We start from the raw sequence: 15,698 nt of genomic DNA, 5'->3' as shown, positions 1-15,698 counted from the left end.
TTTGGAGAAAAATTATTATGGAAATATTTAGTATTTTAATGCAAGTAGGTATACTATCCGCTGTTTTGGTTTTTGGTATTAAGGTGGGTTTGGCTTCTGGTTTGGCTAATATTTCTAAGAAGTATCTTGCAGCAATTTGTATTGCTTATGGTGCTGGAGTTTTAATATTGTCTAAGGTGGCTTCTTATTATACAAGTCAGTTAACTAATTTGATTTATACTTATAATTCTGGATTTTTTATTATAATGGCTGCTATAATGATTGTGGCAGGTGTTTTAACTATTCGAGAGTATAAAGTCCATAATAAGAACACTACTGCTGCTACTTGTATGGTTGTTATTGCTCCTTGTCCATGTTGTTTTGGAGTGATTATAGCTACTATATTGTTACTTGCTCCAACTGTAAGTATTGGTGTATTTATTTTAAGTGAATATGTTGCAGTTGCACTTGTTGCAACCATTTTAATATCATATTTTGCATCTAATACAATTGTTAAGTTTATTAAAAAACCTTATCCAATTATTCTTGGAAACTTTGAATTATTCCTAGGAGTATACTTCCTACTTTCTGCTATAGTTTTACCAAACATAGCAACTGCATTAAGTAAGCAGTTTAGTGGAATTAATATCCAATCTTTTAACTCATTATTCATGTTTATAGTATTAGCATTAATTTTAATAATAATTGGATATATCATGACAAAAAAATCTACCTTACTAGATTAAAAAGAAATTAAGAAAAAAAAATAAAATAATGGAATTTATGATGGATGGTCAAAACTTTAAAATTTGTAAGCATAAACATTATAAAAAAAATGTTTAGTTTACTAATTGAAGAAAATTTTTCTTTAAAAATATATTTTTGGCCACTCATCTTTATATTTAAAAAATTTTTAAAGGTGAAAATTAATGGTTTCAAGCATTCCTGGAAGTAGCTTTTTAACATCTGCTTTAGATGTTATTTCACAAAGTTTACAGATTCCAGTTATTGTATTTTTATTATTATTTGCTGTTATTTCAGTTATAATACTGGGAGGTCTTATATCTGAGTATACTTCTCGTAAGAAAGTTTCTATGAAAACTATGCGTGAATTGATATATAGTATTAGTGAATCTGGTACTGTTGAGGAAATGAAAGAGGTTATTGCTTCTGCTAAAATTCCTAAATCTCAAAGAAGTGTTTTGGATAAGATTGCGTCTTCTAGTTCTTTGACTAAGGATTCTCGTGTTGCTTTAGCTCGTAAGTTTATAGAAAATGAGGAGGATAAGACTGCGAAGTCTTTGGAAAAGACTGATATTATTACTCGTATTGGTCCAACTCTTGGATTAATGGGTACTTTAATCCCTATGGGTCCAGGTCTTGCAGCATTAGGAACAGGTGATGTTAACACTTTATCTCAAGCTATTATTGTAGCTTTTGATACTACTGTTGTTGGTATTGGTGCTGGTGCGATTGCTTACTTTGTATCTAAGGTTAGAAGTCGTTGGTATGAGGAGTATTTATCTAATCTTGATGCTTTAGCTGATGTTGTCTTAGATAAGTTGAATCATTTAAAATCTTATGGAAAATAGGGGGGTTTTTTTATGGTTCGTGAGACTAGTCGTAGACGACGTAAACATGAAGAAGAAGATCCAATGGCTGGTGTAGGTAATCTTGTTGATGCTATGCTGGTTATTGCAGTAGGTTTACTAGTTTTCCTTGTTATGAGTTGGAACATGCAAGATGTTGTTTTTAATGAGGATATTAGTCAAAGTCAAAAACAAGATGCTATGAATGCAATGCAAAAAGTAGCACAAGTAGATCAAGGCCAACAATTAAACGACACACCAGATACCAGTAATGCATCTGGAAAAGGTTATACTGAAATGGGTAAAGTGTATAAGGATCCTAGTTCGGGAAAATTAATAATGGTAGAAAGTACCATGTGAATATTATATTCTTAATATCTTATTTTTTTTATTTTTAATTTTTTATTAAACATTATTTCTATTTTTAGATAGATTTTTAAAATTGATTTAATTAAAACTAAAGTCTATAATTTTTCACATCTAAGTTAAAACCATCATTTTAAAATAAGTAGTTTATAATATTATTCTTTTATAAACTTTTTTCACACATATGAAAGTATAAAATATACATTAAATAATAAAAATAGTACAATTTAGTAAAATTAGAATTTAAATTTAAATAAAATTAAAAAAAATAAGAAAGTTGTAAAAAATGTTATTTATTAATAGCATCTTTTACTTTATCAAAAATTCCTTTTTTATAAGTTTTGATTTCTTCTCCACTTATATCAGCGAATTCTTTAAGTAAGTCTTTTTGAGCTTCATTAAGTTTTTGAGGAACAACAACTATTGCTGTAACATAAAGGTTTCCTTTCATATCACGGTTCATTATTGGCATACCTTGTTCGCGGACTCTGAATACAGTTCCACTTTGTGTTCCTTCAGGTATTTTTAAATCTATTGCTCCTTTAATTGTTGGAACTTCTACTGTTGCACCTAAACTTGCTTCAACAAAACTTATTTCTTTTTCGTAGTAAAGATTAGATCCATCTCTTTCAAATTTTTTATTTGGTTTTACTCGGATTTGAACATATAAATCTCCAGATCCTCCACCAACTTCCCCTGCATTACCTTCACCAGATACTCTTAATCTGTTTCCAGTTTCAACACCTGCAGGTACTTTGATATTAATGGTTTTACTTTCTTTAACAGTTCCTTTTCCATGACATTTGTGGCAAGGTTCTTCTATTATTTTACCAGTTCCATTACAATCTCTACATGGTCTTATATTAACCATTTGTCCTAAAATTGTTCTGTTCACTTGTTTTACTTGTCCAGTTCCGCCACAAGTTTGACAAGTTTTTGTATTAGTGCCTGGTTCAGCTTTTTCTCCTTTACAACTTGGACAGGTAACATCATGTCTTATTGTTATATCTTTACTTAAACCACTTGCAGCTTCTTCTAGACTAATAGTTATATCAGTATAAATATCAGATCCTCTTTGAGGGCCTTGTCTATTTGATCTTGGTCTTCCTCCACCGAAACCGAACATGTCGAAGATATCTTCTACGTTAAATCCGCCTGATCCTCCGAAACCTTGGAATATATCATCAAAGTTTGCATTTCTGAATATATCTTCTTGTGAAAATCCATCCATTCCTGCATGACCGAACTTATCATATCTTTGTCGTTTATCTTCGTCTGATAAAACAGCATAAGCTTCACTTATCTCTTTAAATTTTTCTGTTGCATCTGGATCGTCACTGACATCTGGATGGTATTTCATTGCTAATTTTCGATAAGCTTTTTTAATTTCTTTGTCGGTAGAACCTTTGTCTACTCCAAGAATTTCATAGTAATCTCGCTTTTCTGCCATTTGTTCACCTTTTTCATGTATAAATACTGAACTATGATCTTAATTTTTAAAAAATGGAATAATAGTTCAAAATTAGAATTAATAATTTATTAAAATAAATTTTTGTTATTATAATATTATTGTTTATTATATAAATATTTAAAATTATTTTTTTGTGGTGGTTTATTTTTTCTAATTTTGTTTAAAAAAAAATAATTTAAGTTAAAAATTAATTTAACTTAATTTTTTTTTATTCTTTTTTATCATCATCTTTTACTTCATAGTCTGCATCGATAGTATCATCATTAGCGTTGTTTTGGTCAGCTCCTGCATCTGCACCTTGTGCTCCTTCTGCACCTTGTGCTTCTTGTTGTGCTTGTTGAGCTGCTGCAGCTTCTTGATAAATTTTTGCACCTACATCTTGAACTTTTTTAGTTAATTCTTCAGTTTTATCTTTGATTGCTGCTATGTCGTCACCGCTAATTAATTCTCTTAATTCGGATGTTAATTTTTCGATGTCAGATTTTTCTTCATCAGAGATTTTATCTTTTAAATCTTCTACTGTTTTTTCTGAAGTGTAAATCATGGAATCTGCATTGTTTCTGACTTCAATTTCTTCTTGTTTCTTTTTATCTTCGTCAGCATGCATTTCTGCTTCTTTAACCTTTTTATCAATATCATCTTTAGATAATTTGTTTGGTGCAGATATTGTGATTGCTTGTTCTTTTCCAGTTCCCATATCTTTTGCAGTTACATTTAATATTCCATTTGCATCAATATCGAAGGTAACTTCAATTTGTGGCATTCCTCTTGGTGCTGCTGGTATTCCTATTAATTGGAATCTACCGAGAGTTGTGTTATCTGCAGCCATTGGTCTTTCACCTTGTAATACATGGATGTCTACACTTGTTTGGTTATCTGCTGCAGTTGAGAATATTTGACTCTTTTTGGTTGGGATGGTTGTGTTTCTGTCAATAAGTTTTGTACTTACGGATCCTAATGTTTCAATACCTAAGGATAATGGGGTTACATCTAAAAGAACGAGGTCTTTTATTTCTCCAGCTAATACTCCTCCTTGGATTGCTGCTCCCATTGCTACACATTCCATTGGGTCAATTCCTCTTTCTACTGGTTGACCTATGAATTTTTCTACATATTTTTGAACTACAGGCATTCTAGTTGGTCCTCCTACGAGGATGATCTTGTTGATGTCTTTTTTGTTCATTTTTGCATCATCTAATGCTTGTTTCATAGGGTTTCCACATTTGTTAACGATTCCGTTTACTAATTCTTCGAGTTTTGCTCTGGATAATGTGTTGATTAAGTTTTGTGGTTTTCCACTACCATCTACGCAGATGAATGGTAAGTTTATATCAGTTGTTAATGTTGTGGATAATTCGATTTTTGCTTTTTCAGCTGCTTCTCTTAATCTTTGTACTGCTTGGTCATCGTCCATTAAGTCGATTCCGCTTGATTTTTTGAATTCATCAGCTAAGTATTTCATAATTGCATTATCCATATCGGTACCACCGAGTTGGGTGTCTCCGCTTGTGGATTTTACTTCAAATACTCCTCCACCAAATTCCATAATGGTTACATCGAGGGTTCCTCCTCCTAAATCGAATACCATAATGTTTATATCATCATCGGATTGTTTATCGATTCCGTATGCTAAACTTGCTGCTGTTGGTTCGTTTACGAGTCTTACTACATCTAATCCTGCAATTGTACCTGCATCTTTTGTTGCGGTTCTTTGGTTATCATCAAAGTATGCTGGAACTGTGATTACTGCTTTTTCGATTGGTTCTCCTAAGAAACTTTCTGCATCTTTTTTGATTTTTTGTAAGATCATTGCGGAAATTTCTTGTGGGGTGTATTCTTTTCCGTTTGCTTTTACTTTTTTATTAGTACCCATACTTCTTTTAATTGCACTTATTGTGTTTTCAGGGTTTGTAATTGCTTGTCTTCTAGCTGGTTCTCCAACTAATGTTTGTCCGTCTTCGGTGAATGCAACGTAGCTTGGGAAAGCTTTTCCGTATTGTGTTGCTCCTTCTGCTGATGGGATGATTGTTGGTTTTCCACCTACAAGTACGGATGCTGCTGAGTTACTGGTACCTAAATCAATACCGATTATTTTTTCTTTTTTGTTTTCTTCAGACATAGTTTGTCACCTTATTTTTTGTTATTTTTATGAGTTTTTTTATAATAATATTATAAATATTAATTTTTTATTTTTGCTAAAATTTTTCAGATCTATTTTTTACATACATTAACTTTGGAATATTTGATTACTTTATCTTTTAAGGTGTATCCTTTCATTAGTTCATCAATTATTTCATTGTTTTCGTATTCGTCACTATCTGTTACTAGTAGTGCTTCATGTTTGTATGGATCAAATTTTTCTCCTTTTGCAGGGATTACTTTTAATCCTTCTTTTTCTAAAACTTTAGTCATTTTTTTATAAATTAATTTTGTTGCTTCAATTGCATCTTCTTCTGTTTGTGAGTTTTCTGTTACTCGTTCTAAGTCTTCATAGCAATCTAGAAGGTTTGTTATTAATTCTTCGTTAGCATATTTTATTAATTCGGACTTTTGTTTTTCTGAAAATTTTTTGTAATTTTCGAAATCAGCTTGTTGTCTTAATGTTAATGATTTGCAATCAGCTAATTCCTCTTCTTTCTTTTCAAGGTCTTCTTTAATTTTAGCTAATTCGTCTTTTTTAGATTTTTTGTTAAGTTTTTTAGATTTTTTTTCATCTTTTTCTAGATTCTTTTTTTCTGATTTTTCAGTTGTTTTTTTAGAATCTTTTTCTTCTTTTTCATTAGCCATTTGTTCACCTTTATGAATAATTAAAGAGGGAGAAAGTGGATTTGTACTCTGTCTTTTTTTTCTCTTTGTTGTTTGATAATAAGTTCCATTTTTTTTGAGATATTAAAATATTTTTTTGGGATAATATATTTTTTTTTAGGAGGTTGACTTATTTAATAATATTTTTTGAGAAAAATATTAAAGTAACAAAAAGTTATCTTTCTCTATTACTATTATAGTAACAAAAAGTTATATAAAGGTTTCGGTTTTTTTCATCTTTTAATAACAAAAAGTTATATAAAGGATAATTTACTTAATATATAATTACTATGACAAACAATCCACAAAATTCACAAAACCAAAATAGCCATATAGACCTTGAAGATGTGAGTATGGAAGACATCTTAGATGTAATGGGATGTAAAACTAGAAGAGACATAATCAATTTACTAAGAGATGAACCAAAATTTGTTAGTGAAATTTCACAAGAACTAAATATCGGACAAAAAGCTATAATAGAACACTTACGCGCAATGGAAGATATTGGGATCTTAAACTCTTCATTTAAAAAAGTAGTCAGAGGAAGACCACGAAAATACTATGACATGCCAAATGATGTCACCGTAAACATACAAATCACACCAATAACAATACATGTCAACAACCCTGATGATATGTTAAATAAAAAACAATTACCATCAGGAGACGAATGGTCAAAACTCTTAGAATTAGAGAAAAAAATCGATCAAGGTCAATGGGAAGCTGTTGAAGAACTTAAAAGTTTAATAAGATTATATGATAATCTAAAAAGTCGAGCAGAATACATCCTAGAAAGAACTGCAGACGAACAAGATAATAGAAAAGATATCATAAAACCACACAAAACATATTTCTTCATAGAACAATATTAAAAAAAAATTTAATTTTTTATTTTTTTTACTTTTTTTTATAAGCTGCAACAATAGCTTGACCTAAAGAAACAGAACCATCACCAGCACAAGAATTTTTGTGTTGAATAAATTCAAAATCATTGTTTTCAATATAATTTTTAGTAGTTAAACTAATTAACTCATTATAAAATGTACCACCAGTAGCACCAATACATTTAACATCTTTTTTTCTTGCAGCATCAACAGCAATCTTACTTAAACCTTCACTAACAGCAACTTGTCCAGCATAAGCAATTTCACTTTTTTCCACACCCTCATTAATTAAATCTATAACACTTTTTAAAATATTACCAGTATCCAGTACAGTGCGATTCTTTACTTTTTTAAAACTAAGAGGAATATTATATTCACCTTTAGCAGGTATTGCCACAGATTCTAATTTCATAGCAGCTTCACCCTCAAAATTCCGTTCACCACAAATATTTAATGCAGTTGAAATAGAATCCAATACTCTACCAGTACTACTAGTAATCCCAACATTCAAATTAGAATCTAATTGTTTAAAAAAATTTTCAATTTCCATATCTCCATGAGGGAAATAATCAACATAATCTTCTTTTAATAATTTAATTACTTCATCTCTAGTGAAACTTTCACAAGAATCCAATATACTAGCTAACATACGAGCAGGATATTTAGCACATAAATCTCCACCAGGCATCTTTTGAGGCATTAAAGATCCTAATCTTTCAAAACTTTCAATATCAGTATAAAGTATTTCCCCACCCCATGCAGTTCCATCACTACCATAACCTACACCATCAGATGCAATAACAATCATTTCATCAATATCATTATCATTTGCTAAAGCAACTCCATGAGCATGATGATGTTGAACTTGCACTAATTCTGCATTATATTTTTCACTTAATTCTTTAGCTAATTTAGTTGTGAAAAATTGAGGATGCATATCACAAGCAATTATATCAAAATCATTAGTCTTTGTAATATTCATCATATTTTTTATAGCATCTTGTAAAAACAAGTAAGTTTTATATTTATTAGTATTACCAATATGTTGGGAAACATATGCTAAATTATTTTTAACTATTGTGAAAGTCACATCTAATTCAGGACCAAGAGCTAAAACATTTTTATTTAAAACTTTACCTTTCAAATCATAAGGTTCAGGTGTGTAACCTCTAGAACGTCTAATAAAAGATAACATATCATTACGATATCGTACAACAGAGTCATCACAACGATTAACAATTCTTCTGTTATGAATTAAACTATAATCACTAATACCTTTTAAGTTTCCAAGAATCTCCTCATTACTTATCATCATAGGTTCACCTGGAACATTAGCTGATGTCATAATATATGCAGGCTCCTCACTAAAATCAAACAAAAGATTATGTAAAGGAGAATAAGGTAACATCACCCCAATTGTATGTAAATTTGGAGCTACTGAATCTGCAAAATAATAATCCTTACTTTTTTTAACCACTACAATAGGTCTTTCCTTAGATTTTAAAGTTATTTTCTCTTTTTGACTTATTTCAGTAAAAGTTAAGCATGTTTCGATATCAGGACTCATAACTGCAAAAGGTTGACTTTTTCTCCCAAGACGTTTTCTTAAACGATTAACAACATCTTCATCTGTAACTTTACAAACTAAATGTGTTCCTCCAATACCTTTAATACTTAATATATTACCTTCATCTAATAATTTCACAGTATCATGTAAAGGATGTTTTGAATTTAAATCATTATCCTCTTTATCAAATAAACTTAATTTAGGACCACAATCAGGACAACACATTGCTTCTGCATGATATCTTCGATTTAAAGGGTCTGTATATTCTTTTTCACATTTATCACATAATGGAAAATCATCCATAGTTGTTTTATCTCTATCATAAGGAACATTTTCTATAACTGTAAAACGTGGACCACAATCAGTACAAGCATTAAAAGGATGATGATATCTTCTATTATTTGGATCTCTTATTTCTTTCAAACAATTATCACAAATAGCTAAATCCGGAGGTATAACAGAAGTTCCAGAAAAATTATCCAAACTTTCATAAATTTTAAATTCATCATACTCTTCATTGTTTTCAAAGTTTTTGGTTTTAATAGAATTTATTTTTGAAATAGGGGGTTTTTTATTTTCTAAATCATATAAAAATTGTTCAATATTCTTTTTTTCTCCTTGAAGTACTATTTCAACTACATTTCCTAAATTTCTAACATAACCTTTTAATTTTAATTCAGTTGCAACTCTGTAAACAAAAGGTCTAAATCCTACTCCTTGAACAATGCCCTGAACTAAAATCTTTGTACTTTTCATAATAATTGTTTCCTATTAAAAAATTAGTAAAAATAATTTTTTTTATAAATATTAATAATAACTAATATATTATAAATAGTTAATAAAAATATAAGTCTTTATAAAATTAAAAAAACATTGGTGGATGAATTGAAAGAAACACTAAAGAATCTTTTAGATGGTAAAATAACCATTGAAGAATGTGAAAACATTTTAAAAGCTGATAATATAATTGATATGGAAGGATTAATTAAATTCGATAGGGATAGGGAGGATCGTACAGGTTTTCCTGAAGCTGTTTATTCTAGTGGTAAAGATTATGAAGATTTAATTATTATAGCAAATAATTATTTTAAATCAGTTAAACCTAATGAAAAATCTTCATTACTTTTCACTCGTTTATCTAAATCCAGATTTGAATCTTTAAATAAAGATTTAAGTGATTTAAAACAAAAAGGTTTTAATTTAGATTATAATCATAAAGCTAAAATTTTAAGGATTAATAATTATCCACTAAAAAATAAGATTAATCCAGATTATGGGAAAATAGGTATACTTACTGCAGGAACTTCTGATATTCCAGTTGCAGAAGAAGCAAAAATTGTAATTCAAGAGGGTGGTTGTGAAGTAATAAGTTCTTATGATGTTGGTGTTGCAGGTATTCATAGACTTTTACCTCAAATTAGTAAAATGATAAAAGATAAAGTTAATTGCATTATAGCATGTGCAGGAATGGAAGGTGCATTACCTTCAGTTGTTGCTGGTTTAGTGGATGTGCCTGTTATTGCGGTTCCTACTAGTATAGGTTATGGTGTAAGTGATAATGGTAAAACAGCCTTATTTGCTATGCTTCAATCTTGTGCTCCTGGAATAGCTGTTGTAAATATTGATAATGGTTTTGGTGCAGGAGTTTTAGCTTTAACAATTGTTAAAAATCGTTAAATTTAATAATTTTTTTTGTTGTGTTAAAAAATGATTTTTGAAAAATTCAATCCTGAAATTCATGATTATCATAAACTAGCTAGTTTAACCTATGATGTGGATTTTAGAACATATGAAAAAGTCTTTAAAAATAAAGATATTGCTCTTTTTGCATTAGAAGATGAAATGTTATTAAACTTTAAAAAAGCTAGTAATGAAAATTATTCTTTTTATGTTATTTTAGATGATTATCGTAAGATAATGGGTATGGTTAAAATTAGTAAAGGTGAAACTCATAATCTTATTCAAGATAGTTTATTTTTATTTAAAAATTTAAGATTTTCTGAAGCTTCTAAATTATCTTATATCTCATTTTTAGATAGATTAGTTCTATCAAAAGTTAATAATGATGATTTATACATTGGTGAAATTGCTATTAACCCTGAAAATAGAGGTCAAGGTTTAGGAAAATTAGTTATTAATAAAATAATTAAATATGCGAAAAATGAGGGTTATAAAAGAGTAGTGCTTGATGCAGATTTTAGAAATTTAGGTGCTTTAAAACTTTATGAATCCTTAGGGTTTTCAGTATTTAATCAAAAGTCATCAAAAATTTTAGATCCAGAAAGAGGAATGTATAATTTAGAATATATTTTATGAAAAAAAGAGTAATGAAGAATAAATTTTTTTTTTTAATTGAAATTTAATGATTTATTTTCTTCTTCTTTCAAATTCATCAAATACTTCATTTAAGTTTACTCCTTTATATGCTAGGAGTAATAAATTATGGAATATTAAATCAACAGATTCATAAACAAGGTTTTCATCATTTTTTGCAGCTAAAATAACTTCTGCTGCTTCTTCACCTACTTTTTCACAAATCTTATCAACAGCTTTTTTATCACTATCTTTCATAATATTAGATGTGTAAGAATCAATAGGATTGTCTCTTCTATCTTCTAGTACTTTATATACTTCATTGATGATTGTTTCATCTGCCATATTAAATCCTCCAAAATTTTTTATTTAATCTCTTTTTGTTTTTATTGTTTCAGTTAATGCAATTAATGGGTGTTGAGCATCATCAATTATGTTTATATCATCAAATTTATAAATTCCTTGTGAATCTGCTGTTTTTTCCATTCCTAATCTTAAATCTTGACCTAAGTCAATAACATATGAATCTATTTTATCGAATCCTAATTTTATTGATGCCACTGCTCTATGATGTCCATCTACAAGAATCCAACGATTACCAGTTTTTACAACTATTGCAGGTTCTGCTAATCCTCTTTCTAATTCATATATTCTTCCTTGTAATTCATCAGCATAGATTCTATCTTGGGTTGGTCTTAAATCATTAACTGGAACTTCTTTTCGTTTTAGTTTTGTTTTTATTCCATATAATTGTTCTAATGTTTCTTTAAAGTATTCTACTTTAGTTGGTGTGGAACGTTCTATATGTGATCTTACCATATCTGTATTGGTTATGATTCCTTTAACTTGTTTTTTATCGTTAACAACAGGTAATCTGGAAATACCATGTCTAAACATTACTCTAGAAGCATCATTAATAGACATATCATCTAATGCAACTACAACTTCATTAGACATTACTCCTTTAACTAATTCAGCCCAATCTTTAAGAAGTAAGTCGTAAGCAGTAACTATGCCTTGTATTGCCCCATTATCATCAACAACTGGGAATCCATCGTGTCCAGTTTTTTTCATTATTTTAATTACATCAGCACTTGGAGTGTTAGGAGTTACAGTAATTACATTTTTAGTCATATAATCTTTAACTGTTGATTTTATTTTAGTTTCATTACTTGTCATAAAATTTCATCCTCCTATTAAATTCTATTTTCTTATTTTAATAAGTCGTTTAATATTTTAACAGTTTCTCCAGGATCTGCTTTACCTCGAGTTAATCTCATTACTTGACCCATTAAGAAATTAATTGAATTTTTTTGTCCATTGTTATAATCTTCAACTGCTTTTGGATTTTCATCGATTGCTTGTTTAGCAGCTTTAACTATTCCATCTTCTTCAACTACTCCTATTAATCCTAATTCTTCAGCTAAAACTTTTGGAGTTTTTTCTTCATTTGGCATTTTTTCAATAATTCTTTGCCCTGCTTTAGTTGTGATTTTTTTATTTTCAAGTAAGTTGAATAATTCGATTAAGTCTTGGGAGGTGATTTCACTTTCAACTAAATCAATTTTATTATAAGTTAGTACTCTTTTAAGTTCATCTTTCATCCATAATGCAGCAAATTCTGGATTTATTTCTTTTACAACATTTTCATAAGTATCTGCTAAATCTATTTCAGAGGTTAATACTTTTGCAGATTCTTTATCTATACCATATTGTTTTTCAAATCTTTTTGCCTTGTTATATGGTGTTTCAGGCATTATTTCAATTATGTCGTTTATTTGTTTGTCTGATATTTGCATTGGAGGTAAATCTGGGTCAGGAATAAATCTGTAATCATCTGCATTTTCTTTGTCTCTCATTGATACAGTAATCATTTGAGTTTCTAAGTATGCTCTGGTTTCTTGTTTTATTTCTATTCCTCTTTTTGTAAGGTTTTTTTGTCTTACAACTTCAAATTTTAGTGCTTTGAAAGCTCCTTTAATGGAGTTGATGTTTTTCATTTCTACTCTGTTTCCTCCGTTTATGGAAACATTTACATCAGCTCTCATAGTACCTTCTCCACGTGCTCCTTTACTGTATTGTAATACTCGTATTAATTCTTTTAAGAAGTTTCTTGCTTCTTCTGGAGATTTGATATCAGGTTCTGTTACAATTTCTATTAATGGAATTCCGGATCTGTTGAAGTCAACTGTTCCTCTGTCAGGTTTATATTGTCCTGGATCTTCTTCCATATGTATTTCTCTTATTCTAATACCATTTAATTCTCCTTCATATCCTATTGGGATACTTGTTCTTTGGTATCCACTGGATAAATCAGGATAATCATAATGTTTTCTCATAAAATAAGCTTGATTTTGTTCTATTTTACAGTTAAGCATTAAAGATATCATTAAAGCATTTTTTATAGCTTTTTCATTTGTTGGGTAAGGTTTTGCTCCTGGTTGGTTTAAACATATTGGGCAAATATTTGAATTAGCCGGAGCTTCTTTATAATTAGTTTTACATTCACAAAAAAGTTTGGATTCAGTTTCTAATTGTACGTGAATTTCTAATCCACACATCATGTCTACATCAGATATAGTAATTCCTCCCATTGAATAATTTTTTTATATTAATGGAAAATTTTTTTTATAAAAAATAGTAGTAAAAAATATTTTTATAATAATTCTTTATTTTTTTTACTCTATAATATATATTGGTTAAGATTCTGTTTGAAATTATTAATAAATATTATCTATATTTTAAGGTTTTTTTTATTAATAGAAAAATAGAATTTTATTTTTTTTATTTGTATTTGTTTTTTAATGAATCTTTAATGTATCTTTTTATGTAAGGATTGAAATCTTGATTGTATTGGCTTTTTTCTGATCCTAATTTTTCTTCATTGGTGAAAGTTCCTTTTAATTTTCTCCCAGTCCATTGTACTTCTTCTTCTACTCTTTTACCATATTTTGTTCCGAACATTTTAAATAAGGGGAATTTAGTTATTCCGTTTGCTCCGCTTAATATTAATATTCCAATATTTGCTAAGTTATCTACCCAAGTTCCACATATTATTTCTATCTTTGGGAAGTTTAGTCTAATTGTTGAGACTACTTTAGCATAATATAGGGATGCTGGTTGTGAACTGTTAACATATATTGTTTCAGGGTGTGGATTTAGTGAATAAAATATAACTCTGTCTATGTCATGTTCTTTTAAGTATTGGATTAAATAGTTAATGTCTTCAAATGTTTCCCCTAATCCTAAAATTATAGTTATGGCTTTTTTAAATCCTAAATCTCCAGCTTTATCTAACATTTTACTTATATCGTTTAATGGTTTGCTTGGACAGATTTCTTTTTGGAGTATGTGGTTTGCAGTTTCTACTGCTCCAGTTATCCCTTTAACTTCTTTCCCATATTCTTCTAATTGGTCTGTTATTCCAGTGTTTAACCATACACCTTCTTCAGTTATATTGTATATATTTGAAGCTATTGATTTAATTTCAGATGTTGTGAATGATTTGTATCCTCCTGATAAAAATTCAATATTCCATCCTAATCGTTTACACATTTCTGCTTCTGCTAAAATGTTGTTAACTTTTCTTCGAGCTTTTTTAGGATCACTTATTTTATTTTTTTGTGTACTCATATAACAGAATTTACAATCTCCTTTGTCACACCACCATGATAGGAATATTGCTCGTTCTAAGCTAATTGTGTTTGAAAAATTTTTTAGTGTTAGTTTATTAGCTTTATTTATTGTTTCTAATATTTCTGTACTGTTTATTGTATTTTGTTCCATTTTATCCTTTGTTTATTTTTTTATTTTGAATTTTTTGTGTTTGTTTTTATTATGGGTTTTGTCTTTTAAATATCTAATTTTTCCATAAAGTTTATATGTCATTAAAACATAGTTGTAGTATTGATATTTATTTGGTCATAGTATTTTTTTTGTTTTAAAATAGTTAAAACAAAACCTTTATATACAATAATTGTCCAAGTTAAATTGTATGTTCAAAATCTAATTTTTTTTATTTTGAGCAGAAAATTTTTATTGCATTCTGATTAAAGCATGGGTGTCATATGCCATCGTAGCTCAGTAGGTAGAGCGTTCGGCTGTTAACCGATTGGTCACAGGTTCGAGCCCTGTCGATGGCGCTTTTTGGGCCCATAGCTTAGCCAGGTAGAGCGCCCGGCTCATAACCGGGCGGCCATGGGTTCGAACCCCATTGGGCCCATACCTAATCAAATGCATTTATATCTGCTTCGGTAGTGTAGTCCGGCCAATCATTTTGCCCTTTCGAGGCGAAGACTCGGGTTCGAATCCCGGCCGAAGCATTTAATTTAATATGATTTTATCAAGGGGAATGCCCTCTCCTTTCCGAAGCGGGGGTGCCCGAGCGGCCAAAGGGGACAGGCTTAGGACCTGTTGACGCAGGTCTACCAGGGTTCGAATCCCTGCTCCCGCATTAATCTATTAATTTACTATGAATAATTACTTTTACATATTTTATGATATGTTCAAATGCCGGGGTAGGGTAGGCGGTTATCCTACGGGACTGTGGATCCTGCGACTCGGGTTCGAATCTCGGCCCCGGCCCCATTTTTATAACTAATTTTACTAATTTTTTCCTCATTCCTGATTATTTAATCTAATTTTTTATTCAATAATAATTATTTTTATTATTAATTTTCAAATGCTTGGAAAAGTTCTTTTAATAGTCAAAATAAATTTATTAT

General features: G+C 29.5%; 14 protein-coding genes and 5 tRNA genes. 11 read left to right on the top strand and 8 right to left on the bottom strand.

Annotated features, from left to right (window positions below):
• Positions 1 to 17 precede the first annotated feature (17 nt).
• The 3 genes from BP769_RS08380 to BP769_RS08370 all read left to right on the top strand — a co-directional run bounded on the left by BP769_RS08380 (position 18) and on the right by BP769_RS08370 (position 1,928).
• Complete coding sequence (locus BP769_RS08380; protein ID WP_413827081.1) at positions 18 to 725, top strand: DUF2162 domain-containing protein; 708 nt, start codon at positions 18 to 20, stop codon at positions 723 to 725.
• Between the two features lie 183 nt (positions 726 to 908).
• Positions 909 to 1,571: a MotA/TolQ/ExbB proton channel family protein gene (locus BP769_RS08375; protein ID WP_413824691.1), complete on the top strand. Its 663-nt coding sequence runs from the start codon at positions 909 to 911 to the stop codon at positions 1,569 to 1,571.
• Between the two features lie 12 nt (positions 1,572 to 1,583).
• A complete protein-coding gene (locus tag BP769_RS08370; protein ID WP_413824693.1) occupies positions 1,584 to 1,928 on the top strand; it encodes a DUF2149 domain-containing protein in 345 nt (114 codons plus the stop codon).
• A 295-nt stretch (positions 1,929 to 2,223) separates the two neighbouring features.
• Here the strand turns inward: BP769_RS08370 and dnaJ are convergent, their stop codons facing one another.
• From dnaJ to BP769_RS08355, 3 genes are all read right to left on the bottom strand, one after another.
• Positions 2,224 to 3,384, bottom strand: coding sequence for a molecular chaperone DnaJ (dnaJ, locus tag BP769_RS08365; RefSeq protein WP_413827084.1), 1,161 nt, complete (start codon positions 3,382 to 3,384; stop codon positions 2,224 to 2,226).
• A gap of 229 nt (positions 3,385 to 3,613) precedes the next feature.
• Positions 3,614 to 5,524 (bottom strand): molecular chaperone DnaK, encoded by a 1,911-nt coding sequence (gene dnaK, locus BP769_RS08360; RefSeq protein ID WP_413824697.1) that lies wholly within the window; start codon positions 5,522 to 5,524, stop codon positions 3,614 to 3,616.
• Between the two features lie 92 nt (positions 5,525 to 5,616).
• Positions 5,617 to 6,192: a nucleotide exchange factor GrpE gene (locus BP769_RS08355; RefSeq protein WP_413824699.1), complete on the bottom strand. Its 576-nt coding sequence runs from the start codon at positions 6,190 to 6,192 to the stop codon at positions 5,617 to 5,619.
• Positions 6,193 to 6,500: 308 nt separating this feature from the next.
• Here BP769_RS08355 and BP769_RS08350 point away from each other — a divergent pair, with 308 nt between their 5' ends.
• Positions 6,501 to 7,082 carry an ArsR/SmtB family transcription factor gene (locus BP769_RS08350; RefSeq protein WP_413824701.1) on the top strand — a complete coding sequence of 194 codons (582 nt, stop codon included), beginning with the start codon at positions 6,501 to 6,503 and terminating at the stop codon, positions 7,080 to 7,082.
• Between the two features lie 25 nt (positions 7,083 to 7,107).
• Here BP769_RS08350 and hypF read toward each other — a convergent pair whose 3' ends face one another.
• Positions 7,108 to 9,417: a carbamoyltransferase HypF gene (hypF, locus tag BP769_RS08345; RefSeq protein WP_413824703.1), complete on the bottom strand. Its 2,310-nt coding sequence runs from the start codon at positions 9,415 to 9,417 to the stop codon at positions 7,108 to 7,110.
• A 129-nt stretch (positions 9,418 to 9,546) separates the two neighbouring features.
• Here hypF and larB point away from each other — a divergent pair, with 129 nt between their 5' ends.
• Positions 9,547 to 10,338, top strand: coding sequence for a nickel pincer cofactor biosynthesis protein LarB (gene larB, locus BP769_RS08340; RefSeq protein WP_413824705.1), 792 nt, complete (start codon positions 9,547 to 9,549; stop codon positions 10,336 to 10,338).
• 30 nt (positions 10,339 to 10,368) lie between these two features.
• Entirely contained in the window at positions 10,369 to 10,977 is a 609-nt protein-coding gene (locus BP769_RS08335; RefSeq protein WP_413824708.1) for a GNAT family N-acetyltransferase, read from the top strand.
• A gap of 51 nt (positions 10,978 to 11,028) precedes the next feature.
• On the opposite strand, the gene hisE is transcribed toward BP769_RS08335, so the two are convergent.
• The 4 genes from hisE to BP769_RS08315 all read right to left on the bottom strand — a co-directional run bounded on the left by hisE (position 11,029) and on the right by BP769_RS08315 (position 14,760).
• Entirely contained in the window at positions 11,029 to 11,319 is a 291-nt protein-coding gene (hisE, locus tag BP769_RS08330; RefSeq protein WP_409198375.1) for a phosphoribosyl-ATP diphosphatase, read from the bottom strand.
• A 24-nt stretch (positions 11,320 to 11,343) separates the two neighbouring features.
• Positions 11,344 to 12,153, bottom strand: coding sequence for a CBS domain-containing ParB/RepB/Spo0J family partition protein (locus BP769_RS08325; protein WP_413824710.1), 810 nt, complete (start codon positions 12,151 to 12,153; stop codon positions 11,344 to 11,346).
• A 32-nt stretch (positions 12,154 to 12,185) separates the two neighbouring features.
• Entirely contained in the window at positions 12,186 to 13,538 is a 1,353-nt protein-coding gene (gene gatB, locus BP769_RS08320) for an Asp-tRNA(Asn)/Glu-tRNA(Gln) amidotransferase subunit GatB (protein ID WP_413824860.1), read from the bottom strand.
• A gap of 220 nt (positions 13,539 to 13,758) precedes the next feature.
• Positions 13,759 to 14,760 (bottom strand): radical SAM protein, encoded by a 1,002-nt coding sequence (locus tag BP769_RS08315; RefSeq protein ID WP_413824713.1) that lies wholly within the window; start codon positions 14,758 to 14,760, stop codon positions 13,759 to 13,761.
• A gap of 283 nt (positions 14,761 to 15,043) precedes the next feature.
• Here BP769_RS08315 and BP769_RS08310 point away from each other — a divergent pair.
• From BP769_RS08310 to BP769_RS08290, 5 genes are all read left to right on the top strand, one after another.
• A tRNA-Asn gene (locus BP769_RS08310) sits at positions 15,044 to 15,116 on the top strand.
• Between the two features lie 6 nt (positions 15,117 to 15,122).
• Positions 15,123 to 15,196: transfer RNA gene (locus BP769_RS08305), tRNA-Ile, on the top strand.
• A 25-nt stretch (positions 15,197 to 15,221) separates the two neighbouring features.
• A tRNA-Glu gene (locus tag BP769_RS08300) sits at positions 15,222 to 15,296 on the top strand.
• Between the two features lie 48 nt (positions 15,297 to 15,344).
• A tRNA-Leu gene (locus BP769_RS08295) sits at positions 15,345 to 15,427 on the top strand.
• 58 nt (positions 15,428 to 15,485) lie between these two features.
• Positions 15,486 to 15,561: transfer RNA gene (locus BP769_RS08290), tRNA-His, on the top strand.
• Positions 15,562 to 15,698 lie beyond the last annotated feature (137 nt).

Source organism: Methanobrevibacter sp. UBA417 (genome assembly GCF_002508845.1).
Classification (GTDB): Archaea; Methanobacteriota; Methanobacteria; order Methanobacteriales; family Methanobacteriaceae; genus Methanobrevibacter_A; species Methanobrevibacter_A acididurans.
Note: the sequence above shows the minus strand (reverse complement) of the source record. Positions and strands in the feature narration are given on the sequence as shown.